Origin of the sequence: Kibdelosporangium banguiense, from assembly GCF_017876405.1 — a bacterium.
GTDB lineage: Bacteria > Actinomycetota > Actinomycetes > Mycobacteriales > Pseudonocardiaceae > Kibdelosporangium > Kibdelosporangium banguiense.
Genome location: NZ_JAGINW010000001.1, coordinates 1,092,089 through 1,115,878, shown reverse-complemented (window position 1 = coordinate 1,115,878; position 23,790 = coordinate 1,092,089). Strand labels below are relative to the sequence as shown.

Below are 23,790 nucleotides of genomic sequence, written 5' to 3'. Positions count from 1 at the left end.
TTCACCGGTACCGCCGGACTTGGCCGGCGGTCACTCGGAGCACCAGCAGGAAACCGACGAGCAGCACGGTGCAGCCCGTCAGGAAAACCGTGACTTCGTTACCGGGGGCGTACTGGTTGACGACGACGTTGGCGATCAGTACGACCGACAGGATGACCAACAGCGAGTTCATGCCCTCGTAACGCATCAGTACGAACCCGAGGAAGAAAACGCCGCCCAGCAACACGTGCGCGTCCACTAGCAACGCGCCTCGTGTGGTGAGCAGCCCGAACTGGCCGAGCGCACCGAGCAGCAGGATGCCTAGGCAGCCGACGATGACCAGGCACGTGGCCAGTTCACGCACCAGAAGCCACCACGTGTCCCGGCGGAACGCCGTCACGCTGCGGCTGCTGGTCAACAGGTCGAACGCCTGCTCGGAGTATCGGTGCGCCCGCCACTCCACAGCGCCCATGCCCAGTACCAGCGGGGCGACGGCGATCCCGAGGTCCAGATTCGCCGTCACGAACTGCGCGTCCGTGTTCAGCATGAACCCGGCACAGAGCGCCGAATACGCCACACTTGGTGCCGCGAGCCGCAGCAACGCGGGCATCCGTGGCGCTTTCCTGGCGTCCGGCTTGGCCTGTCCCGTGACATACCAGGAAGCCGCCAGCATGAGCACAATGGACAGTGCGCCGCCGTACAACGCGAGCGGCATCACGTTGAACAGTAGGTCGGCCACTCCGCCCGCGCAGGCGGGAATCATCAGAATCGCGACCCACGCCTCCCGGCGGTAGGTCACGAGTACACAGGACGCCACCTGGAAACCCACCTGTGCCAGGCAGAACATCCATAACCGCGGATCGATCAGGAAAGCACCGGCGGTCACCGCGGCGAGCCCGATCCCGCCGGAGAACCGCAACGAGCGGCCAGCGGCGTGGTCGAGTCCGTGCCCGGACAACCGGTACGCGACCAGGCTCATTCCCATCGACCACCACCAGCCGATGGCCGTGGCGAACACAAGCCCATGCACCATGGTCGTCCCGCCGAGCCATTCGTACACCGCCGGATAAACCGGGCTCGGCAGGACGTAGAGCGGGCCGTGGGACAGTTCCCGGATCGTGCGGATCCGGGTTTCCGCCCGGGGTTGACCTATTTCCCGGGGCAGTTTCCGGAACACCGCGCCGGCCAGTGCGAAAACGTCCGGCAGGCCGTAGTCGTCCCTGGCGGCCTGGTCGGTGAAACCCTGGCTTTCCAGGACCGCGGCCACCTGCAGTTCGTCCACCGCGGTGCCGACCATCGGCGCCACCCGATTCGCGAGTTCGTCCACGGGTTCGGTCATCGCGTCACCAACTCGGTGTAGATGCCGCGATAGGTGTCGTTCCACTTCTGCAACGTGAAGTTCTCCAGTACCCGTTGCCGGGCGGCCAAGCCGAGCTTGCGCCGCAGCGGTGTGTCTTTCAGCAGTTTGACGCACGCCTGGGCGACCGCGGCGTGATCACGTGGCGGGACAACGAATCCCGCGTCGCCGACGGCTTCGCAAACCCCGCCGACATTCGTGCACACCTGTGGCCGGCCCGCGGACATCGATTCGACGACGGTGAACGGGAATCCTTCGGAAACGCTGGTCAACGCGACCAGATGACCGGCGTGATAGGCGTCGATCTGACGCGGCACACGGCCTTCGAACACGGCACAATCGGTGAGGCCGAGCTCGGCGATCAGTTTCACACAACTGGCGTGGTAGTTCTCGTTGGCCGGGGTCACCGGCCCGAACATGCGCAGCCGTGCGTCCGGGATCTCCTTGCGCACGAGCTGGAACGCGCGAATCAGGGTGTGCAGGTCCTTCAGCGGATCGATCCGGCCGACGAAGACCACGGTCGGCTGATCGGGTTCGCTGTCCACCGGCGGGAAATCAGCCGGATCGATTCCGTTGTACATCGTGCGCATGCGTTGTTCGTCCGCGCCGTTGTGCAGCTGCCACCGGCGGTTGTAGCTGGAATGCGGTGCCAGCATGTCGGATTCGCGGTAGGCCGCACCGGCCAACGCCCGGAAGAAGCTCAACAGCAGCACTTTCACCGCGTGCGGGGACGGTTCGTTGACAATGCCGAGATATCGTTCCCGCAGGTACACGCCGTGCTCGGACATCAGGATCGGCGTGCCGTAGGTCCATTTCGAGCACATCGCGACCAGAGCGCTCAGTCCGTTCATCGAAAGGTGGCTGATGTCCGCCTCGATCGGGGGATACGACAGCGGCCGCAGCATGTGTTCGATCAGGTCGGCCACGGTCAGGGCGTCCCGCAGTGTCAGTGGTGCCGTCCACATCGTCAGCAGCCGGTCGATCGCTTCGTTGGACAGCAATGCCTTGCGCAGGTCGGCGGTCTGGGCGAACTCGAACATCGGCCGGAGTGCCCTGAGCAGTGCGTCCGGATCGCCCGGCGGTGTCAGAGATTCCAGGAACGCTTGGTGGATTTCGTCGAAGTCACGCCTGCGGGTGCGTTTCGGTTCGGGTGCACGGCCCCACAACGGCAGATTCACGATCCGGTCGAGATTCGCGGGTGCCGGCCAGGTGCTGCGTTCCGAACCGTCGACCGTGAGCGCGACCGCGGTGAATTTGTGCTCGGGCATGCCATTGATCAGCTGATCGCACCAGAGGCTCACCCCACCCGGGTGAAACGGATATGCGCCTTCGGAGATCAGCGCGATCCGCAGGGTGGCTGTCATGAGCGTGGGGTTGCGGTCAGAGTGATCGCGGACCCGGGCGTGACACCGAGCCGCGACACGGAGTCAGTGCCGTAGAGCTCGCTTTCGTCCGGGTTCGAATCGTCGTCCGCGGTGGCCGGCCGGGTTTCGATACCGGTGACGAACACCGAGCCGTCGGTTTTCGGTGTGTAGGTCACGCTGTTGGTGATCCGGTTGAAGACGGCGTCCTGACCGGCGGAAACCTGACCGGAATGGGAGTTGCGGCTCTCGACGTACCTGGCCAGCGTGACCCAGTCGGTGTTCTTCAACGGGACCCGGTAGTAGGAGCTGTATCCGGCCAGTACGGCTTCGATCCAGTCGAACGCGAGGCTCTTGCCTTTCGCGTACTGGTGCAGGTTTCCCTGGTGCAGTGTGTGGACGTAGGCCGATCCGCTCATCACGTGCTGCAGGGCGACCTGCGCCTCGGAGTCCACGATCGCCGGATAGCTGTGATTGCCGTACTGGGCGTTGTAGAGCGCGGCTTGTTCGTCCGGCGTGACCGCCTCGAAGGCGATGTTGGTCGGCCAGTCCGGCACGACGAACACATCCCGTTGCAGCGGATGGTAAATGCCGCAGTTGAAGCAGGACGGCCGGTGCCCGGCGAAGGACATGTTGCCCTGGACGTATTTCACACCGAGATCGCTCGCCGCGCGCAGCATCTGTTTGTTCGAGCCGGTCAGTCCGTGATCAGTCGGGGGATCGGGCGAATCCGGGTCGGGGTTGTAGACGCCGAGACCGGAATACTCGGGTGTTTTGAGTACCGAGTGCGGAACCTGCAGTCCGCCCGCCGCGGCGTCGAGGAGATTGCGGCGGATCTCGGTATGGCTGCGGTCGTAGGAAGTGTCGTTCATCTGCGGGTGGGTGCTGGTGTGGTTGATCCACCGGAACTCACCGGCCAGGCATTTGGTGTAACTGCTCAGTGGTTCGCTCGTGTTGTCACTGCATTCGGCCGGTGCGGTCACGTCGAACTTGCTGGCGTTGTAGGGAAGATTCAGGGTGAAGTCCCCGGCCGGCGGATACTGCTCCCGGACTTTGCGTTGCTGGCCGGCGACCTCGGCGGCCTCCGGCCCGGTCAGCCGGTAGACGTCCTTGGTGCCGTCCGGCAGCTGGCGCAGCGTGCTGCTGAACCAGTCGTCGACGTCGACACCGAACCAGTGTCGTTGCTCGCCAAGGAAAACACCGCGTGTGGCCCACCTGAGCAGGCCGTACCCGAGCAACCGGGTGGGTACCGCGTCCGGGCCGACCGAGAAGGTCAGTGCGGCCCGCTGCCTGCCGTCGGGCGCCTGGCTGATCACTCCGACGACGTCGTCGCCCATCTTCAGAAAAGGCTCGGCCGCACAACCGGGAGCGAGCTTCGTCCGGTACACATAGGACTGAGCGATCGGGACTCTGGCGTCGGCTTTCAGGTAGTCGAACACGTCCCGGCCCGGCCCGGTCAGCGCGGCCAGCTCGGGTTTCGTGCCCGCCGAGCCTTCTCTGACCGGCCGCAGGCAGTAGTCCTCCGGGGTGCTGCCCGGAAAGGTGTTCAGCGCCACCTGCCTGACCTGAAACGCCTGTTCGTAGTCCCACAGTGCTTTCCACTGTGGAGCGTCGAGTGCGCTCTGGAACGAGCCACCCTTGAACTCGTACAGCAAGGCGTTGTTGGTCAGCAGGATGGCGTTGTACTTGCCGACACCATCCGGGCGGACCAACCGGCTGATGTCCAGCCGGTCGGTCCGCGCGAGCAGCACGTCGTACGGTGTGCCGATGCCGTCCAGGACGGATCTCCACGCGGCCAGGCCGAAATCGCTGCCGTCCGTCGCGACCACCAGTTGCCGCAACGCGACCCGTGTACCTGGCCCTGTGTCCTTGTCGCCCGCGGCTGCACGGACGGGGACGCGTTGCTTGCGCGGTAATGGCGGCTGGGCAGGCAGTGCGGGCGCCGCGTTGCCGGGCGTGCTGGCTGCCTGATCCATTCCCGACGGGCTGACCAGCGTGATCGTCACCAGCGTGAGCGCCACGATGACCAGCAACGGGATGGGCAGATTCCGGCCGAGCCGGTGAAGATTCATCGCCTACCTCGGCTGGGCGAGCAGGATGAGGGGCAGACCCGGGCGGACGGCGGCCTGCGTGATCAGGTCGGCGCCGTACCGTTCGGACGGCACAGTGAGGAACCCGGCGCCGGTGACGAACAGCGTCCCGGTCGTGTCGGCGTTGACCGTCACGGTGTTGAGCACCTTGTCCCACACGGGATCCGGGCCGGTCCGGGTCTCGTTGAAGTGCTCGGTCCGGGCCTTGGTGTACTCCGCGAGCGTGACCCAGTCCGGCGACTTCAACGGCACCTGGTACCAGGAGTTGTACTGCCGCACGACTTCCTCGGCCCAGTCGAACAGCAGGCTCTTGCCTGCCGTGTAGTGGTGCGCGTTGCCCTGGTGGAACGTGTGCGAGTACGCCGACCCGCTCAGCACGTGCTCCAGGCCGACCTCGGCCTCCAGGGCGAGGATCTCGTCGTACGCCAGGTCCCGCGGGTGCGTCGGGAACTCGCCGTCCGGGCCGTAGAGGCTGTTGTACAGGTAGGTCTGCTCATCGGGGGTGGTGACCTGGTAGCCGATGTTGACCGGCCAGTCCGGCACCACCGAGATGGTCGGCTGCAGCGGATGCGGGATCGAACAGTTGAAGCACGACGGCCGGTGCCCGGCGAAGGACATGTTGCCGTGCAGGTACTTCACGCCGAGATCCTTCGCGGCCTGCAGCAGCGCCGGGTTGGACGCGGGCAGGCCGTTGTCGGTCAGCGGGCCGCTGGGCGACGCGCTGAACACGCCGAGCCCGGAGTACGCGGGCGTCTTGAGCACCTCGGTGGGTACCACCAGACCCGCGTTGCGCCCGACCGTCAGGTTGTTGCGGATCTCGTTGACGTTCTGCGTGTACGGCGTGTTGTCCATGGTCGGGTGGGTCAACGTGTGGTTGATCCAGCGGAAGTTGTTGGCCTCACAACGCGAGAAACTCGTGAGCGGGTCGGGCGTGTTCACCGCGCTGCAGCGGGACGGCGCGTTCGGATGCAGCAGTCCGCCGTTGTACGGGACGTTCAGGTTGAACTCGCCGGCCAGCGGGTATCGGTCCCGCAGCGAGTTCTGCTGGGCGTGCGTGGCCGACACCTCGGGGCCGGACAGCCGGAAGCCGGGATTGGTCTCCAGCTGGCCGTCGGGGTACAGGTGCGCGGTGTGGTTGAACCAGTCGTCGACGTCGATGTTCAGCCAGTGCCGCTGCTCGCCGACGAACACGCCGCGGGTCGCCCAGCGCAGCAGGCCGTAGCCGAGCAGGTCGGTGTGGACCTGGTACTCGTTGGAGGAGAACGTCAGCGCGGCGCGTTCGCGGCCGTCGGCTGTCGTCGCCGTCACACCGAGGACGTCGGCGCCTGCCGTCAGCAGGGGCTGGGCGCCGCAGCCGGGCGCCACCCGCGACCGGTAGGCGTAGGAATCGGCGATCGGAATCCGCGCGCCGGCTTTGAGATAGTCGAAGAACTGGGCGCCTGCCTGCGTCAATGTCGCCTGGACAGGTGTGGTGACCGGACCTTCCGAGCCCGCCCGCAGGCAGTAGTCCTCGGGAAATGTTCCGTAGGCCGAGTACAGGGCCACTTGACGAACGTCATTGGCCCGCTCATATGACCACAGGACTGACCACTCGTTCGAATCAAACGCGCTGGTACCCTGGCTGATCAGACCGTTGTCGGTCAGCAGGATCGCGTTGTATTTCGCTGTGCCGTCATTGTTCACCAGCTGGGCGGCTGTCAACGACTGGCTGCGGGCCAGCATCACGTCGTACGGCTGACCGATCTTGTCCAGGATTGACTTCCAGGTCGGCAGGCCGAAATCCTGGGCGTCCGTGGCGATTACCAGCACCCTGAGCCGGACCTTCGTCAAGGCGCTGATCTGCACATTCTGGAGGCTCAGCGACTTGGTGGCCAGCGTATTCAGCACTGGCAGCCGGGGTGCCGGCGGCGGTTTCGGCCGGGCGATCTCAGCGCGGATGAGCGGATGTTCGTGGGCTTGCTCGATGTGCCCGTCACCAGGGGCTGCGCTGGTCGCGGGGCTGGCGACGGAGCTGGTCACGGCTGCTGCGAGCAGCACCGGTAAAACCAGCGTCCTGATCCTTTTCATGGACGGGTGTACCCCTCTTTTGGTGTCGTTTTCCGGGCATGGAGGCATGGCGAGTGCACCCACTCGCTAGTTCTATGAAAGTTGACTCCCGGTAAGTGGAACACGCTGGCAATGACTTATCCGGGTAAGCGCATGATCCTCCCGGTTGCAGGGCGGGGAGCAGTGATCAAAAATGTGCGTCGCAATGCAACTAGGGCTTCGTCGCCGATTCGCCGGGCGTTACACCGATGTTGGGTCCGGGCAATTTGTCGATCAGTGGGACAGTTCGGATGCTTGAGAGTGCAATTGTTCTCCCCGTGTGTTTCCCCAGGTGCCGGTATCCCTGTATGCCCTGATCGGGTGCTTCACTGTGCCCCGTTCGGCGGTAAGCCTCACTCTGGTGAACGGTCCATCCGATACTTGTCCATCGAATGGGTGGCAAATGTTCTCGGTAGCGCTTCCATTGGTTATGCCGCCGGATTGTTCACCCAATTCGGTGCTAACACTTTTGGCGCGCCCCGTTCGTGGCGGGGCAGTGATCGTTCTGCCGGCTGCGGGTGTCGGGCGCGGAACTGTCGGTGGGGCGTGATTCCATCAGGGTGTGGTGACGAAGTCCGCGCCGCTCCTCGTCCGGGCTCCGCACCGCCCTCGCACGGATCTGAGCTGGGACGACGCGGCCGCCCAGCTGCTGGAGGGCGGTGGCGGGTCCCACCGTGTCCTGGGCGGGCCGGGCACGGGCAAGACGACCCTGCTTGCCGAGATCGCGGCGAAGCGGATCATGGCCGGTGCCGACCCGGAGAGCCTGCTGATCCTCACGGCGAGCCGGCGTGCCGCGACGGCGCTCCGTACGCACATCACGGGCCTGATCAATGACGGTGGCATGCGAACGGTGAGAGATCCGCTTGTGCGGACCGTTCACTCGTATGCGTTCGCGGTGCTGAGGTTGCAGGCGTCACTGCGAGACGAGCCGGGGCCACGGCTGCTGAGCGGGCCCGAGCAGGACGCAGTGGTGCGTGACCTGCTGGAAGGTGACCTGGAGAAGGGCGCCGAGAGCTGGCCGCCCCGGCTGCGACCGGCGTTGACCATCCCAGGATTCGCCGACGAACTGCGTGACCTGCTGTTGCGGGCGGCCGAGCGAGGGCTCGGCCCGGAGGATCTGGTCGCTCTCGGGCGGCGATACGGGCGAGACGAATGGGTCGCGGCCGGCCAGTTCGGCAAGCAGTACGAAGAAGTCACGCTGCTGGCCGGTGCGGCCGACACCGGTATGGCGCAGGCGAGCGGGCCCGCGCTCGACGCAGCGGAACTCGTGGACAGTGCGCTGGTCGCGTTCGAGACGGACGACGAGCTGCTCGATCGGGAACGCGCACGGGTCCGTCACCTCTATATAGACGACGCGCAGCATCTTGACCCGCTGCAGTACCGGCTGGCCACGACGTTGGCCGAAGCCGCGACCGAGTTCATCCTCGCCGGTGACCCCGACCAGGCCATCTTCTCGTTCCGGGGCGCCGACCCGCAGCTGCTGGCCGACGCGGATCCCAGCGGTCACAACACGATCGTGCTCGCCACCGGCCACCGCATGGCCACGCAGGTCCGTGAGGCGGTCGCCCGGCTGGCCGGTCGCCTGCCCGGAGCCGGGCCGCAGCGTTCCATGCGTGAAGGACCAGCCGTTCCGGCCGACGGAAACGTCGCGCTGCGCCTGCACCCCTCGGCCGCGGCCGAGGCGAGCTGGGTCGCGGACCAGTTGCGGCGCGCGCACTTGATTGACGGGGTCCCGTGGTCGGAGATGGCCGTCGTCGTCCGGTCGGTGACGCGGTCGTTCCAGGTGCTGCACCGGGCATTGGCCGCGGCAGGCGTTCCGGTCGCGCTTCCGGCAGATGAGCTGCCGTTGGCGCAACAACCTGCCGTACGGCCGTTCCTCGCGTTGCTCAAGTGCGCGGCGGACAGTTCGGCGTTGGATGCCAACGTGGCCGCGATGTTGCTGTCGTCATCGGTCGGTGGCGCTGACCCGATGGCGTTGCGACGGCTGCGGCGGGGGCTGCGGCGCCTTGAGCTGGCTGCGGGTGGCGAACGGTCAAGTGACGAGTTGCTTGTCGAAGCGATCGATACGCACGACAAGCTCGCCGCGTTGGAGGACGCCGAGGCCGCGCCGCTGCGTCGCGTGGTGGGGTTGCTGTCCGGGGCGCGTGCGGCGATAGCTGACGGCGCGAGCGTCGAACAGGTGTTGTGGGGCATGTGGCAGGGCAGCGGCCTGGAGCGGCGATGGGTCGCGCAGGCAGGGCGTGGCGGAACGGCTGGTGCACAAGCCGATCGTGATCTCGACGCCATCGTGGGCCTGTTCCACGCGGCTGAGAAGTACACAGACCGGTTGCCTGGCGCTGGTGTCGGCCGTTTCGCGGACTACCTGACCGCACAACAGATCGCGGGCGACAGCCTTGCGCCGCAGACCCCGATCGGGGAGTCCGTGGCGTTGCTCACGGCGCATGCGGCTGCAGGACGTGAGTGGACTGTCGTCGCTGTGCCCGGAGTGCAGGAGGGTGCGTGGCCGGACCTCCGGCTACGGGGCTCGTTGCTGGGCGTCGAGCGCATGGTTGACGTGCTCTCGGGCGTCGATCCGTACGAGTACATCTCGTTCACTGCGCCGATCCTTGCCGAGGAGCGGCGGTTGTTCCTGGTCGCGGTGAGCCGTGCGCGCTGGCGGCTGCTGGTCAGCGCGATTCGCGGTGAGGAGGAACAGCCGTCCAGATTCCTGGCCGAGCTGGCCGAGTTCGAGGACGAGGAACTCGCCTTCATCTCGATGTCCGGCACTCGGGCGCTCGTGCTGGCGGACCTGGTCGGCGAGCTGCGCAAGGTCGTGTGCGACGGCGAGGAGTCCGCACCCCGCCGCAGCCGCGCGGCCGTACAACTGGCTCGCCTGGCCGAAGCCGGTGTCCCCGGCGCCGATCCCGGCTCCTGGTACGGCCTCGCCGAGCTGTCCAGTGCGGCGGCCCTGCGCGAGAAGACCGAACCAGTCCGCGTCTCACCATCCACAGTGGACGTTCTGGCCAAGTGCCCGCTGCGCTGGGTGGTCGAGCGGCACGGCGGCCAGGACCCCGTCGAACTGCACGTGGTCACCGGAACCCTGGTACACGCCCTCGCCCAGGCCGCGGCCGAAGGCGCGAACGAGAAAGAGCTCCGCGCCCAGCTCGACGAGGCCTGGAAACAGGTCGACGCCGGCGCCCCCTGGTATTCCAAACGTGAACAGCAACGCGTGCACGGCATGCTCGACACATTCCTCAGCTGGCTCACCGGCAGCCGCTCCCAGCTCACACAGGTCGCGATCGAGCAGGAGGTGACTGTCGACCTGCCGCAGGAAGAGGACGGTCCCGTGATCCGCCTGCGCGGCCGGGTCGACCGCCTCGAAGCCGACCAGGACCAACGCCCCGTCGTGATCGACATCAAGAGCGGCAAAACCCCGGTCAGCAAGGACGACGCCGCCCAGCACCCCCAGCTCGCGGTCTATCAGCTGGCCGCGGCCTACGGCGCCTTCGTCAAACTGGGCCTGCAATCCGAACCCGGCGGCGCCCGCCTGGTCTTCGTCGCCAAGAAGGACCGCAAAACCGGCGCCGCCGAACGAACCCAGGATCCAGTCTCCGGCGAGGCGACCGAAGAATGGCTCACCATTGTCCGCAAAGCCGCCGCCGACAGCATCGGCCCCGACTACGACGCCCGCGAAAACCCCGACTGCCCCCGCTGCCCCGCCAAAACCAGCTGCCCCATCCACCCCGCCGGCCGCCAAGTCACCGAGTGAAACTGACTGCGCTGTTCACGACTCCCGCGCTCGACGTGGTCGACGACGCGGTGCTGGCGCTCGTTCACGACCAGCACCGACGGCTCAGGTCGCTGGTCGCTGCGTCTCAACGCTGGAGTGGACTACTGCGGCGATTGACGATGGCACGCGCGGTGCGCGGCTCGAACACCATTGAGGGGTTCACGGTCACTGTCGATGACGCGTTCGCTGTACTCGACGATCAGGAACCACATGAAGCGACGGAACTCGCGTGGCACGCGGTGCGTGGCTACCGCGATGCGATGACGTATGTGCTTCAGCTGGCCAAAGAACCGCGATTGGACGTCTGCTCGCACACGATGCGCGCGTTGCACTTCATGATGCAGCACTCCGTGGACGTCGACCCCTACGAACGGGTGACCAGAAGGCCATAGCGGCTGAATCTCCTCGGGTGAAAGAGCTCACGCGCGGCGCGGCGCAACCCGGTGCCGAAGCTCCCGCGAGGGATGCTGGGGGTGCCTGGTGCGAGGTGAGCAGATGGACGGAGCTAAAAAACCGCTGGTAGACACCTGTTCGACTACTTGGTGTGAACCCGGATTCACTATGCGGCGTTACGGTTATGCTGCGCGGTTGTCTTTGGGCCGCGATGCGTATGAGATGGCGCAAGCATGAATATGACCCCGAGGCAGTTGGCCCTCGCGTTGGGGCTGCCGCCGCCGACGGAGGAACAAGCGACCGTGATCGCGGCGCCGGCTGAGCCGGCGCTGGTGGTGGCGGGCGCGGGCGCGGGCAAAACCGAGACGATGGCCGGCCGGGTGGTCTGGCTGGTGGCGAACGGCCTGGTCACGCCCGAGCGCATCCTCGGTCTGACGTTCACCCGCAAAGCGGCCCGGCAGCTGGCCGACCGGGTGCGGGCGAGGCTGCGCAGGCTGGCGGGCTCAGGCGTGCTGGAGCGGCTGGACCCGAGTGGCGAGCGCAAAGCCGCGGTGATCACAGGTGAGCCGACCATCCTGACGTACCACGCGTACGCAGGCCGTCTGGTCGGTGAGCACGGCCTGCGGCTGCCGGTCGAACCGGCGGCGCGTCTGCTCACCGAGACGTCGTCGTGGCAGCTCGCGCACCGCCTGGTGAGTACGTGGACCAACGACCTCGACACCGACCGTGTCCCTGCCACGATCACGCGCTACCTGCTGGATCTCGCCGGTGAGATCGGTGAGCACCTGGTCGAGGAGGACAAACTCGCCGAGCACGCCGAGCGTCTCTGCTACCTGATCGAGAACGCGCCCAGGGGTCCGAGGCAGGCCGCGGAACCGTCTCAGAAACTGAAGGAAATCATTGCGGCCCAAAGGTTCCGGGTTGCGCTGCTGCCGATGGTGAAGGCCTACGCGGACCGCAAGCGCCGCGACGGCGTGCTCGATTTCGCCGACCAGATGGCGATGGCGGCGCGCCTGGCACGCGATCACGAAGAAGTCGTGAAAGGCGAGCGGAGCAGGTACGGCGCGGTCCTGCTCGACGAATACCAGGACACCGGCCACGCCCAGAGAGTGCTGCTGCGATCGCTGTTCGGCCGTGACGACCCGATGACGGTCACCGCGGTGGGCGACCCGGCGCAAGCGATCTACGGCTGGCGAGGTGCGTCCGCGGCGAACCTGCCCCGGTTCACCACGGACTTCCCGCGCGAAGGCCTGCTGCCGGCCACGAAGTACGGCCTGCTGACCAGTTTCCGCAACCCGCCTGAAGTGCTCGAACTCGCCAACACGATCTCGGCTCCGTTGCGCCGTGCCGGGCTTGAGGTCGATGAGCTGCGCGCGAGGGACGACGCCGGCCCTGGTGACGTGCACTGCGCGTTGCTGCCGGACGTTCAGGCCGAGTTGGAGTGGATGGCGGATGCGGTCACCGCCCGGTGGCGCGCGGCAGTCGAGGACACCGGCAAACCGCCGACGGCCGCTGTCCTGGTCCGTCGGCGCTCGGACATGGCCGACATCGCGACATCGTTGCGGGCCAGGGGATTGCCGGTCGAAGTCGTCGGCCTCGGTGGTCTGCTTGACGAACCGGAAGTCCGCGACCTGGTCAGTACTTTGCGCGTGTTGGTGGACCCGCTCGCAGGCACCGCGGCGACACGCTTGCTGACCGGGTCGAGGTGGCGTCTCGCAGCCGCCGACCTGGCCGCTTTGTGGCGCAGGGCAACAGAACTGGCCGGGCTGCACGCGCCGGACCAGATGGACCCGCTGCTCGGCGCGGTGCCGGGGGAGCGCGCCGAGCAAGCCGGACTCGTTGACGCACTTGATGATCCGGGTGACCCGAAGCGCTACTCGACCGACGGCTACAACCGGATCCGTAGCCTCGGCGGCGAACTGACCCAGCTGCGGCGACGCCTCGACCAGTCGCTGCCGGAGCTGGTCGCGGACGTGGAACGCACAATGCAGCTGGACATCGAGGCATCCGCGCGGCCAGGCCCGATCGCCCGCGTACACCTCGACGCGTTCGCCGACGTGGTCGCGGACTACGCCTCCCACAGCCCATCCGCGACCTTGATGTCCTTTCTGGACTATCTTTCCGCCGCGGAGGACGCCGAAGACGGCCTGGAACCGGGCGAGGTCGAAGTGGCCGAGGATCGTGTACAGGTGTTGACGGTGCACTCCGCCAAGGGCTTGGAATGGAAGGTCGTCGCGATTCCGCACGTGGTCGCGGACGTCTTTCCCTCAAAGCGCCGCGGGTCGAGCTGGCTGCGCGCGGTGACCGAGCTGCCCGCGCCCCTTCGCGGTGACGCACAAGACCTTCCTGAGCTGCGCGTCTCCAGCGACATGAACCGTAAGGAAGTCGAAGAGGCCCTTGCATTGCACAACGAGGGTTTCGCCGAGCGTGCGCTCACCGAGGAACGCCGCCTGTTCTACGTTGCCCTTACCCGGTCCGAGCACAGCCTGCTGGTGTCCGGCCACTGGTGGGGCCGGACCGGCAAGGAACCCAAGGGCCCGTCGGACTTCCTGACCGAAGTGTCCGAAGTAGACGCGGCATTGACCGATCACTGGGCGCCCGCACCGGCCGAAGGCGAGGAGAACCCGATCGCCAACGCCGCCCGGATCGCACGCTGGCCGATCGACCCGCTCGGCAAACGCCGCCAGGACGTGCTCGACGGCGCCGACCAGGTCCGCGCCGAGCTGGCCCGGCTGCGCAAAGGCAAGCCTCCCAACGAAGACCAGCTGTTGCTGCCCTTGGAGGACGACGACCCCGACGGCTGGAAACGTGACACCGACGTGTTGCTCGCCGAGCGTGCCGCGGCTTTGACCCGGCGAGAGAAGATCGCGCTGCCTGGTCAGCTCTCGGTCAGCCAGCTCGTCGAACTCGCCGCGGACCCGGACGCCCTCGCCCGAAGGCTCCGCCGCCCACTGCCGTTCCCCCCGAACCCGGTGGCGCGCCGCGGGACCGCGTTCCACACCTGGCTCGAGCGCCGCTTCGGCTCAGGCCGTCTGCTGGACCTCGACGAACTGCCCGGCGCGGCGGACGACGGCGCCATCGACGACGAACTGGGAACATTGCGGGAAGCCTTCATGGCCAGCGCGTGGGCCGACCGCATGCCGCACGAAGTCGAAGTCCCCTTCACCTGCGACGTCGACGGTCTGTCCGTCCGAGGCCGGATGGACGCGGTCTACTCCGACGACGACGGCGGCTGGACAGTCGTCGACTGGAAAACCGGCCGCGTCCCAGACGACGCACACCTGCCCGCGCTGGCAGTCCAGCTGGCCGCCTACCGCCTCGCATGGGCCCAGCTCGCGAACATCCCGGTCGAACGCGTACGCGCCGCCTTCCACTACGTCCGCGAAGACCACACTCTCAGGCCCGCGGACCTCCTGGACGCTGACGGCCTACGCGCCCTGATCCGTTCAGTACCTAGCCCAGAGTGACCAGCCAGCCAGGGTGATCTGTGGTGCCCATCATGTCGATCTCGGCGGTCGTCACGAACGACAAGTCGTCGCTGGCATACACATGCAGAACGCTCCGTGTGCCTCGGCGTGAGAACCCGCTGCGATCGCAGTCCCGCATACCCCCGTCCCGAAGATTGAAATCCCCGGCGACAACAGTCGGCCCCGGAAAGCCGGCCGCGCGACTCATCAACTCCCGGCACTGAGCCAACGCAGTCGGCGCATTATCCGAAGACAGATGCGTCGTGCACGCGCTGAGCGTCGCCGCCGGAAGACACGCCCAAGCCCGCAACTCGCCGATACCGTCCGCAGCCGTGTACTGGGCGGCGTAGACACCGGACTCCTCGGCGGTGCCACCGAACCTGGCCGAAACCATGATGATGTTGCCGTACTGCCCATCACTGCCACTACACATCACAGGCGAGCCATCCAGATTGCGCGCCGCGACAAACAGCGCCCGCGCAGGCCCCATAGCCGGCCGAAACCGGTCGACATCACCAGAACAAGTCTCATTCACAGACAGAACATGCGGCTTGCTCATCCGGATCACCTCGGCGGCCTTGACCATCACCGCATCGCCCCGATAGCACCCAGCCATCCCACCATGACAAATATTGAGCTCAAGCACAGTAACCGAGGCCCCAGTCCCCGTCGCCGCCGCCGACGGCGCAACCAGAAGCGCAAGCGTCGTCAGAACAATGATCACGCGTTGCATGGCCCCGACATAAACAGACTCCCCACCCACCCACAACAACCCGATGCCGGCCCCGCATCCGGATCTTGGTCAGGCGTGGTCGCGGACGCGCAGGGCCCACCTGACCAGGGGCCATTGCAAGGGGAGGCGTGCGATGGCGATGGCGCGGCCTGGGTTGGCTTTGGCGTCGAGTGCCATCTTTACGTTGCCTGGGAACACGGCCACGAAGAGCAGCGCGGCGAGCAGACCGCCCAGGCGCCTGGTTCGCGGGATGGCTATCAGTAGGGCTGTTCCGAGTTCCGCGAGGCCTGAGGCGTAGGTCCAGGTGCGGGCGGTGCCGGGGAGGGCCGCGGGGATCAGTTTGTCGAACGGGCGCGGCACCAGGAAGTGCAATGTGCCCATGTTGCCCAACAGCACAGCCAGCAGAATCGCCCGGCGGGATTCGGTCATGGGTAAACCCTACTGGTCAGTAGCGCGACGTACGGGCAGAAGTGCGACACGCTGGCGCTAGTCTGCGCGGCGACGGAGTCCGGAGGGGGAGTGCACATGATCAGGCGGCTGCAGGCCACCGACCGGCTCACGGATCGGCCGGATCATTCGCTGGTCGGGGTCATCCGGATACCTGAGGGCACGGTCAGTCCGGTGACGTCGATCGTCCGGCGGGTGATCGGCGCGATTCTGGCTCTGGCCGCCGCGGTTGTCATCGTCTATCTCGATCGGGACGGGTATCGGGATGTCAACGAGGACGGCCTGTCGCTGCTCGACACGATCTACTACGCGACCGTCTCCCTTTCGACCACGGGGTACGGCGACATCACGCCGGTCAGCCCGTCGGCCCGGCTGGTGAACGTCCTGGTGATCACGCCGCTTCGCATTCTCTTCCTGATCGTGCTGGTCGGTACCACCCTCGCGGTGCTCACCGAGCGGTCCCGGCAGGCGTTCAAGATCCAGATTTGGAGGAAAAAGGTGCGGGACCACGTGGTGGTGATCGGGTTCGGCACTAAGGGCCGATCGGCGGTCAGCGCGGTGATGACCGACGGGATGAAACCCGGCCAGATCGTTGTGGTCGACACCGACCAGAACTCGCTCGACGCCGCGTCCGCGCTCGGCCTCGTGACTGTGCACGGCTCGGGCACCAGGTCGGACGTCCTGAGGGTGGCTGGGGTCGACCGGGCGAGGGCGGTGGTCGTCGCGGCCAACCGGGACGACTCGGCCGTGCTGATCACGTTGACAGCGCGGGAGATGGCGCCCAAGGCGCAGATTGTCTCGGCGGTCCGCGAAGCGGAGAACGTGCACCTGCTGCGCCAGTCCGGAGCCGATTCCGTGGTGGTGTCCAGTGAGACGGCCGGCCGTCTGCTCGGCATGGCCACGCACACGCCGACTGTCGTGGACATGGTCGAAGACCTGATCACCCCGGACAGCGGTCTGGCGATCGCCGAACGGGACGTCGAGGAGAGCGAGATCGGCGGCTCGCCACGGCACCTGTCGGACATCGTGCTCGGTGTGGTGCGTGGCAAGAAGCTCTACCGCGTCGACTCGGCCGAGGCCGACGCGATCGAAGCGGGCGATCGCCTGCTGTACGTCAAGAAAGTCACTCCTCCTGCGGAACAGTGACAGTCGGCGTTCTGCCACTCTTATGGAGTGGAGGTGCGCCCGGACACGGTTCGGCTCGGCATTGTCGTACTGCTCTCAGTTGTGTGGTCCCTCGCGTTATGGCTGTTGGCGGCAGGGTTATTCGGCTTGGACGAGGATGCCCCCGCGGCCACACAGGTCACCGCGACCGTGATGAAAGGCTCCGGCTGCGCGGACGCGGGGGACGGCGAGCTCATCACGTTCAAGCAGGACGGCAAAGAGCATCACGCGAAGCTGGACGGTTGCGGTCACCGTGAAGGTGAACCTGTCGATGTGAGCGTGCCGTCCAACACCAGCGGAGAGTTGGTTGTGCATGCGGCCGCAGCCGCGATGGGTGACAGCGACGGCCGCCGCCCGCTCGCGTTCATCCTGTTGATGTTAAGCGGCTTCGCCGGCGGCGGTTTCGCGGTTCTGTGGTTCAGACCCCCGGCTCAGCTGACGCTGTTCGCCGGTGCCAAATAGGTGTTGCACTGGAAAGTGCGGTTCTTCTTGTAGCCCTGTTCCTGCCAGGATCCGTAGTTCTTGCGTGCGCCGTGGTCCCGGGGTTGTTTCGGGTTGTTGTCGTCGCCTCGCTGGTAGCCGTCGTCGATCATCTCGCGGACGACCTGGTCGGTGACGAATCCCTTGCCGTTCCAGGCCGCGGCGAACCACATCCCGCCGAGGCACTGGGCCTGCAGCTCGATCCGCCGGGAGACCTCCAGGCCGGCCGCGCTGTCCGGGCCGAGGTCGTAGATCTGCTGGTCGGCCGCGCGCAACGAGCCGCTGATGGACTGGATGTGGTGGCCGAACTCGTGCGCGAACACGCTGAGGTAGCTGCCCGGCCTGTTGCCGATCTTCTTGGTCTCCAGCCCGGTGAACGGCATGTACATCGCGACATCGGGCGGGCAGTAGAACGCCGCGGCCTCGTCCTCACGCACGGTGCCGCACCCGCTCGTCCACACCTTTCCGGTGGGGAACACCAGTTTCGGCCGGATATACGGCAGGTTGGCGCGTTGCATGACCGGCTGCCACGCGGCTTCCAGGCACGGCAACGCGGCGGTGAAGAAGGCTTCCGCTGCTTTGGGGTCGCTGCGCCACGCCGGCAGGTTGCACGTGACCGTGTTCGTGCCGTTCTCGCCCACGAACAGCGGGTTCTCTTTGGTCTTGTAGACCGGCTGCGGCCCGCGCGGTGTCGTCCCAGTTGTCGTCTCTGCTGATGTTGTTGTGCGCGTTGGGGTTCTGGTCGGGGTTGAAGGTGTCGGCTTCGCTGCACTTGTCGGGAACGGATCCGCTTGCGTAGAAGGCGGCGTGTAGTTCGTATAGCCCGAATCGGCGACACTTGTCGTGCTCTTCTTGCTGGTCGCTGCGAGCACGGCAATCAGCGCTCCGGTCAGCGCCAGAACACTCACGAGTGAGAGCGTGACGATCATGCCTGTGTTGGACTTCCGCCGGTATGGCGGCGCCGTATGCCATGCGGGCGGCACCGGCGGTGGATACGCCGGTTGCTGGTAGCGCTGGTGGTATTGCGGTGGAGGCGGCGGCAGCGGGGGACGCATCTGCGGCGGCCGCATCGGCATGGCACGCGGCGGCGGCGCGACCGGCATGGGTGGTGGAAACCTTGGCGGTACTGGTCCCCCCGGACCCGGCCCGTACGGCGGTCGCGTCATTCTTCCCCCAATTTCCTCCGACGGGGCGTGAGCATATGCGTGCTCCGCTATCGTCCGCAGGCGTGTTGACAAAGTGGGGGATCGCGGCCGCATTCGCCGCCGTTGTCGGATTGAGCGCAGGCCAGCCGCCGTCCATTCCGAACATCCCGATCCTGCCGGAGCCGACCGGTGAACTGCCACCGTCCTCATCGGACCCGGATGCCGGCACGCCGGAGCTGCCGACCCGCACCCAGCTCGCGCTCAAACTGGAACGCGACGGACTGTTGTCGGTCGAGGAGACCATCACGGTCCGCAAGGGCGAGCGGCTCAACCGCGATTCCCCGTTGCGGATCAAGACGTCCGACGCCCAGGACCGGGTGTTCGTGATCGTCGATCCGCGACTGGAAGGCAACGGCACTGCCGAGGCGACTGCCGACAATTTCGTCGTGCGTGTCGGCGAGGGCAAGTCGGTGCTGCGTTACAAAGTCGACGGTGCCGTGATCGACATCGGCAACAGGCAAGAGGTGCGCTGGCAGATCGCGGCGGGCTGGGACACCACCCTGAGTCTGCTGAAGGCGACGTTCATCGCGCCTGAACGTCCCGTGTCGGTTACGTGCCTCGGCGGCGTACGTGGGTCGGACACCCTGTGTACCAGGGCCCGGACTGAGTCGAACGGTGTCACACGTGTCGACATGCAGAACTTGACCGCGGGCGATCGAGTTGATCTTACGATCGGCCTGCCAGGCGGGACTGTGCCGGCGAACGCCAAGTTCGCGGCGACCGCCTCGGTCGCCGGCCCGTTCGCCCTCACCCCGTTCTCCGGATTCGGACTGCTCGGCCTGACCGCGTTGCTGCTCGCCGGGTTCGCGTTGCTGTGGGCCGCCCGCGGGCGGGACGCCAAGGCGCTCGCGACCGACGTCGGTCCGGTGGACGTGCTCATCCACGACAACGGGACAGTCGCCTTCGCTTCACCCGATGGTGTACTTCCGGGACAGATCGGGACAGTCACCGATGAGCGCGTCGACCCGGTCGACGTGTCCACGACGATCATCGATCTGGCTGTCCGCAACTACTTGTGGGTGGAACAGCTCCAGGACGACTGGCGGATCGTGCCCCGCAACCCGGCCGACGAGTCACTCAGCGCATACGAGCGCGCTGTCTACGAATCCGTCCCGCAGGACGGCGTTACCGTGTCCAATTTGTCTGTCGACATGGCACGGATCAAGGTCGCCATGTACTCCGACGTCGTCGAACGCGGATGGTTCAAGCGGCGCCCGGATCGTGACCGCGCGCTCTGGATGTGGGTCGGGCTGGGTCTCGCGGTCGTTGGCGCGGCGTTGACGACCGTGCTCGCGCTGACCGTGGGTAATGCCCTGATCGGCCTTGCCGTTGTCATCGCGGGTATCGCGCTTGTCCTAGGTGCGCGGCTCATGCCTGCCCGAACCAAGCGGGGCAGCGCGCTGTTGGCGCAGGTCCGCAGCATGCGGGAGTACCTACGCAACGCAGGTCCGGCGAACATTCCGGACGCGGACCGCGAGCTGGTGTTCTCCCGGTCGCTGCCGTATGCGGTGGTCCTTGGCGAGGCGCCGAGGTGGCTTGACGCATTCGCCTCCGGCAATGAGTTGTACTGGTTCAGCGGTGGGCGGAACCTCCAGGGCTTCATCACGGCACTGGACCGCGCGCTGGCCAAGTAGGCTCGTGCCATGGCTGCACCCGACCTGCACACCTTCACCCTTCCCAACGGTTTGCGTGTGGTGCTCGCGCCGGACACCACATCACCGGTCGTCGGCGTCAGCGTGCACTACGACGTGGGCTTCCGATCCGAACCGGAGGGCCGCACCGGCTTCGCCCACCTGTTCGAGCACTTGATGTTCCAGGGCAGTGAGAGCCTGGAGAAGCTGGCGCATTTCCGTCACGTGCAGTCCTCCGGCGGCACGTTCAACGGCTCGACCCACCCGGACTACACCGACTACTTCGAGGTGCTCCCGTCCGCGGCGCTCGAGCGTGCGTTGTTCCTCGAAGCCGACCGGATGCGCGCGCCCAAGCTGACGCAGGAGAACCTCCGCAACCAGATCGACGTGGTCAAGGAGGAGATCCGGCTCAACGTGCTGAACCGGCCGTACGGCGGATTCCCGTGGATTCTGCTGCCGCCGGTGCTGTATCAGACGTTCCCGAACGCGCACAACGGCTACGGCGACTTCACCGACCTGGAGCAGGCCAGCCTGGACGACTGCGCGGCCTTCTTCGACACGTACTACGCGCCTGGCAACGCTGTGCTGACTGTGGCCGGCGACTTCACGGTCGACCACGCCCGCTCACTGGTCGAGAAGCACTTCGGCGACGTGCCCGCGCGGGCGACGCCGCAGCGCCCGTCGTTCGCCGAGCCGCCGCCCCAGAGCGAGCTGCGCGGCGAACACGTCGACCCGCACGCCCCGCTGCCTGCGCTTGCGCTCGGCTACCGCATGCCGGACCCGATCAACGAGCTGGACGCCTACCTGGCGCACCTCGTGCTCGCGTCGGTGCTCACCGAGGGCGACGGCTCCCGGCTGCAGCAGCGGCTCGTGCACAAGGAAGCCCTGGTCACCGACATCAACGCGGGTGCCGGTCTCTTCGGCCCGTTCGAGGCGCGTGACCCGGACACCTTCAGCGTGACCGCGATGTACTCGCCCGAGGTCTCCGCCGACCGCATCCTCAGCGCGGTCGACGAGGAGCTTGAGCTGCTCGCCGCGACGCCACCGACCGAGCAGGAACTGGCGAAGGTGACCACTCGCTGGGTGTCCAGCCTGCACAAGGAACACGACCGCGTGGTCAGCCGGACGCTCGCGCTCGGCTCGTTCCAGCTGCTCTACGGTGACCCGGCGTTGATCTACCAACTACCCGAACGATTCGCGGCCGTCACGCCTCAGGACGTGGCCGGTGCGGCGAAACTGCTGCGCCCGGACTCCCGTGCCGTCCTGCAGGTGACCCCGGCCGGAGGTGCCGAGTGAGCGTCCAGACACACCGGTCTGCCGAGGAGATCGGCCGTACCGAGCTAGGCCCGCGCCCGTTGCCGCCACTGGGCGAGCAGCGCGCCGCGACTGGTTTGTCCACTGTGGACACAACGTTGTCGAACGGCCTGCGGGTCATCGTGGTCCGGCAGTCGGCCGTGCCGCTGGTCGAGCTGCGGCTGCGGATTCCGTTCGCCGGAACCGATCCGATGCACGCGGCACGGGCCGAGGTGCTCGCGTCCACGATGTTCTCCGGGACCGCGCGGCGTGACCGGGTCGCTATCGACACGGACCTGGCCCTGGTCGGCGGCGAGCTGGACGCGTCGGTCGACCCGGAGCGGTTGAGCATCGGCGGCAACTCGCTGGCCAGCGGCCTCGACACATTGCTCGACGTGTTGACCGACGCGTTGACAGGGGCCTCCTACGCCGACGACGAGGTGCTCCGCGAGAAGGCGCGCTTGGTCGAGCGGATCGCGATGGCGAAGTCTCAGCCGAACGTGATCGCCCGTCAGGCGCTGCAAAAGCACCGGTACGGCGACCACCCGGCAACCCGCGAGATGCCCGAGGCGGAGGACGTCGCCCAGGTGAGCGCGGACGAGGTCCGTGCGTTGCACCAGGCTTCCGTGCTGCCGCAGGGTTCCGTGGCCGTCCTGGTCGGTGACGTGGACCTGGACGACGGCGTGGCCCGGCTGGAAGCCGCGCTGGGCAGTTGGACCGGCTCCGGCTCCGCGCTGGAACTCCCCTCGCTGCCTGCAGTCGACGGCGGGGACTTGCTGTTCGTGCCGCGTGCGGGCGCTGTGCAGTCGCAGCTGCGGCTCACGGCAGAGGCGATCACGCGGACCGACCCGAGGTACGCCGCGCTGCAGCTGGCGAACCTGGCATTCGGCGGCTTCTTCTCCTCACGGCTGGTCGAGAACGTCCGTGAGGACAAGGGATACACGTACCACGCCCGGTCCTACCTGGAGTTCACGCCGGGCGGCGCGACCCTGCTGATCGACATGGACACGGCCAGCGACGTCACCGCCAGCGCACTGTTGGAAACCCGCTACGAGCTCGGCCGGATCTTCCTCTCACCGCCTTCCGAGACCGAAGTGGACACTGTCCGGCAGTACGCGATCGGGCAGTTGCTGACCGCGACCGCGTCCCAGGGCGGACTGGCGTCCCAGCTGATCGGGCTGGCCGCGCAGGGCCTGGGCGTGGACTGGCTGGTGGCCCACCCGGGCAGGCTGCAGGCCGTTACGGCGGAACAGATCGCCGAGGCGGCGCTGGACTTCTTCGCCCCGGCCCGGTGGACCGGCGTGATCGTCGGCGACCCGGCCCAGCTGCCGTCGCTGAGCGTCCTGGGTGGCGTGAAGCAGTAGTGAACGCGTTCCAGCTGGACAACCTCCCGGTGCTCTCCCGCTCCACAGTGGAGCGGGAAGAAGGGCTCCGGGAGGACACCAAGCGCCAGGCCGAGCTGTGGCAGAACGGCCGTGTCATCGAGGTGGACCAATACGGCCGTACCCCGATCAGGGCAGGCGGAACGGTCCTCGCCCACCGCCCGGCCGCCGGCGCCGAGCCACCTGCCGGCGCCTTCCTCCTCGGTGAGGAGAAAGGCGTCGGCTACTGGGCGGTGCGGATCAAATCCGAGTCCCCGCCCGCCGTGATCGACTGGCGTTCCTGGCAGGAAATCGGCGAAAACGACGGCGAGCAATGGCTCGACCTGCGCGGTGCCGGTTCCTTCCTGGACGCCACCTCCGCCGGTCTGTTCACCACCGCGGTGGCGCTGGCCAGTTGGCACTCCCGCGGCAAATTCTGCGCCAAGTGCGGTTCAGTCGTGCAGCCGGTCAAGTCAGGCTGGGCAACACACTGCACAGGCTGCGGCCGTGAGGAATATCCGCGGACCGACCCCGCTGTGATCTGCCTTGTCCACGACCGCGACGGCGTGAACGGCTCCCAGGTTCTGCTTGCCCGCCAACCGATCTGGCCCAAAGGCCGCTACTCCGTGCTGGCCGGCTTCGTGGAGGCGGGGGAGTCCCTGGAGGCCTGCGTGGCACGCGAGATCTGCGAGGAAGTCGGGGTGGATGTCAGCGACATCCGTTACCTCGGCAGCCAGCCATGGCCGTTCCCAAGATCCTTGATGCTGGGCTTCGCCGCCAGCGCCGACGTCGACCAGCCCTTGAAACTGGCTGACGGCGAGATCGAAGAGGCCCACTGGGTTACGCGCGAAGTCGTGCAGGAGGCGCTCGCCGCCGAGGCCTCAGGCGCCGAGCACTGGCTGGGCCTGCCCGGCCCGACCTCGATCGCCCGTCGCATGCTCGAATCGTGGGCAGCTTAGTGGTCGGTTTCGGAAG

The 23,790-nt window shown here is 66.9% G+C and carries 16 protein-coding genes; 9 read left to right on the top strand and 7 right to left on the bottom strand.

Going from position 1 to position 23,790, the window contains the following annotated elements:
• Position 1: 1 nt before the first annotated feature.
• Genes JOF56_RS05200 through JOF56_RS05185 form a run of 4 tightly spaced genes read right to left on the bottom strand, consistent with a single transcriptional unit; the run spans position 2 to position 6,854 of the window.
• The gene (locus JOF56_RS05200; RefSeq protein WP_209635084.1) at positions 2-1,318 is read right to left on the bottom strand and encodes a hypothetical protein; all 1,317 of its coding nucleotides are present in this window, start codon (positions 1,316-1,318) and stop codon (positions 2-4) included.
• Positions 1,315-2,700: a GT4 family glycosyltransferase PelF gene (gene pelF, locus JOF56_RS05195; RefSeq protein ID WP_209635082.1), complete on the bottom strand. Its 1,386-nt coding sequence runs from the start codon at positions 2,698-2,700 to the stop codon at positions 1,315-1,317. The genes JOF56_RS05200 and pelF overlap by 4 nt, the downstream gene beginning before the upstream one ends.
• Complete coding sequence (locus JOF56_RS05190) at positions 2,697-4,769, bottom strand: Agd3-related carbohydrate-binding protein (protein WP_209635080.1); 2,073 nt, start codon at positions 4,767-4,769, stop codon at positions 2,697-2,699. The genes pelF and JOF56_RS05190 overlap by 4 nt, the downstream gene beginning before the upstream one ends.
• 3 nt (positions 4,770-4,772) lie before the next feature.
• Positions 4,773-6,854, bottom strand: a complete 2,082-nt coding sequence (locus JOF56_RS05185; RefSeq protein ID WP_209635079.1) for an Agd3-related carbohydrate deacetylase — start codon at positions 6,852-6,854, stop codon at positions 4,773-4,775.
• A 580-nt stretch (positions 6,855-7,434) separates the two neighbouring features.
• On the opposite strand from JOF56_RS05185, the gene JOF56_RS05180 reads away from it, so the two are divergent.
• The 3 genes from JOF56_RS05180 to JOF56_RS05170 all read left to right on the top strand — a co-directional run bounded on the left by JOF56_RS05180 (position 7,435) and on the right by JOF56_RS05170 (position 14,501).
• Positions 7,435-10,620 (top strand): ATP-dependent helicase, encoded by a 3,186-nt coding sequence (locus JOF56_RS05180; RefSeq protein ID WP_209635077.1) that lies wholly within the window; start codon positions 7,435-7,437, stop codon positions 10,618-10,620.
• Complete coding sequence (locus JOF56_RS05175) at positions 10,617-11,033, top strand: Fic family protein (protein WP_209635075.1); 417 nt, start codon at positions 10,617-10,619, stop codon at positions 11,031-11,033. The genes JOF56_RS05180 and JOF56_RS05175 overlap by 4 nt, the downstream gene beginning before the upstream one ends.
• Before the next feature lie 234 nt (positions 11,034-11,267).
• Positions 11,268-14,501, top strand: coding sequence for an ATP-dependent helicase (locus JOF56_RS05170; protein ID WP_372447835.1), 3,234 nt, complete (start codon positions 11,268-11,270; stop codon positions 14,499-14,501).
• Here the strand turns inward: JOF56_RS05170 and JOF56_RS05165 are convergent.
• Positions 14,488-15,234 (bottom strand): endonuclease/exonuclease/phosphatase family protein, encoded by a 747-nt coding sequence (locus JOF56_RS05165; RefSeq protein WP_209635073.1) that lies wholly within the window; start codon positions 15,232-15,234, stop codon positions 14,488-14,490. The two genes, JOF56_RS05170 and JOF56_RS05165, sit on opposite strands and share 14 nt — an antisense overlap.
• 69 nt (positions 15,235-15,303) lie before the next feature.
• Entirely contained in the window at positions 15,304-15,663 is a 360-nt protein-coding gene (locus JOF56_RS05160; RefSeq protein ID WP_209635071.1) for a DoxX family protein, read from the bottom strand.
• 96 nt (positions 15,664-15,759) lie between these two features.
• Here JOF56_RS05160 and JOF56_RS05155 point away from each other — a divergent pair, with 96 nt between their 5' ends.
• Positions 15,760-16,827: a potassium channel family protein gene (locus JOF56_RS05155; RefSeq protein WP_209635069.1), complete on the top strand. Its 1,068-nt coding sequence runs from the start codon at positions 15,760-15,762 to the stop codon at positions 16,825-16,827.
• A 33-nt stretch (positions 16,828-16,860) separates the two neighbouring features.
• Entirely contained in the window at positions 16,861-17,307 is a 447-nt protein-coding gene (locus JOF56_RS05150; protein ID WP_209635067.1) for a hypothetical protein, read from the top strand.
• Here JOF56_RS05150 and JOF56_RS59410 read toward each other — a convergent pair.
• Positions 17,277-18,428, bottom strand: coding sequence for a neutral zinc metallopeptidase (locus JOF56_RS59410; RefSeq protein ID WP_209635065.1), 1,152 nt, complete (start codon positions 18,426-18,428; stop codon positions 17,277-17,279). The two genes, JOF56_RS05150 and JOF56_RS59410, sit on opposite strands and share 31 nt — an antisense overlap.
• A 125-nt stretch (positions 18,429-18,553) precedes the next feature.
• Between JOF56_RS59410 and JOF56_RS05140 the strand changes: the two genes are divergently transcribed.
• Genes JOF56_RS05140 through nudC form a run of 4 tightly spaced genes read left to right on the top strand, consistent with a single transcriptional unit; the run spans position 18,554 to position 23,774 of the window.
• A complete protein-coding gene (locus tag JOF56_RS05140) occupies positions 18,554-20,164 on the top strand; it encodes a DUF2207 domain-containing protein (RefSeq protein ID WP_209635063.1) in 1,611 nt (536 codons plus the stop codon).
• A 9-nt stretch (positions 20,165-20,173) separates the two neighbouring features.
• Complete coding sequence (locus JOF56_RS05135; RefSeq protein WP_209635061.1) at positions 20,174-21,457, top strand: M16 family metallopeptidase; 1,284 nt, start codon at positions 20,174-20,176, stop codon at positions 21,455-21,457.
• Positions 21,454-22,818 carry a M16 family metallopeptidase gene (locus JOF56_RS05130; protein WP_209635059.1) on the top strand — a complete coding sequence of 455 codons (1,365 nt, stop codon included), beginning with the start codon at positions 21,454-21,456 and terminating at the stop codon, positions 22,816-22,818. Before JOF56_RS05135 ends, JOF56_RS05130 begins: the two co-directional genes overlap by 4 nt.
• Entirely contained in the window at positions 22,818-23,774 is a 957-nt protein-coding gene (gene nudC, locus JOF56_RS05125) for an NAD(+) diphosphatase (protein WP_209635058.1), read from the top strand. Before JOF56_RS05130 ends, nudC begins: the two co-directional genes overlap by 1 nt.
• Positions 23,775-23,790: the final 16 nt, after the last annotated feature.

What these genes read in the sequence shown, in the direction of transcription:
- JOF56_RS05200 (WP_209635084.1), bottom strand. Translation starts at nt 1,318, where the DNA reads ATGACCGAACCCGTGGACGAACTCGCGAATCGGGTGGCGCCGATGGTC.
- pelF (WP_209635082.1), bottom strand. Translation starts at nt 2,700, where the DNA reads ATGACAGCCACCCTGCGGATCGCGCTGATCTCCGAAGGCGCATATCCG.
- JOF56_RS05190 (WP_209635080.1), bottom strand. Translation starts at nt 4,769, where the DNA reads ATGAATCTTCACCGGCTCGGCCGGAATCTGCCCATCCCGTTGCTGGTC.
- JOF56_RS05185 (WP_209635079.1), bottom strand. Translation starts at nt 6,854, where the DNA reads ATGAAAAGGATCAGGACGCTGGTTTTACCGGTGCTGCTCGCAGCAGCC.
- JOF56_RS05170 (WP_372447835.1), top strand. Translation starts at nt 11,268, where the DNA reads ATGAATATGACCCCGAGGCAGTTGGCCCTCGCGTTGGGGCTGCCGCCG.
- JOF56_RS05165 (WP_209635073.1), bottom strand. Translation starts at nt 15,234, where the DNA reads ATGCAACGCGTGATCATTGTTCTGACGACGCTTGCGCTTCTGGTTGCG.
- JOF56_RS05160 (WP_209635071.1), bottom strand. Translation starts at nt 15,663, where the DNA reads ATGACCGAATCCCGCCGGGCGATTCTGCTGGCTGTGCTGTTGGGCAAC.
- JOF56_RS05155 (WP_209635069.1), top strand. Translation starts at nt 15,760, where the DNA reads ATGATCAGGCGGCTGCAGGCCACCGACCGGCTCACGGATCGGCCGGAT.
- JOF56_RS59410 (WP_209635065.1), bottom strand. Translation starts at nt 18,428, where the DNA reads ATGCCGGTCGCGCCGCCGCCGCGTGCCATGCCGATGCGGCCGCCGCAG.
- JOF56_RS05135 (WP_209635061.1), top strand. Translation starts at nt 20,174, where the DNA reads ATGGCTGCACCCGACCTGCACACCTTCACCCTTCCCAACGGTTTGCGT.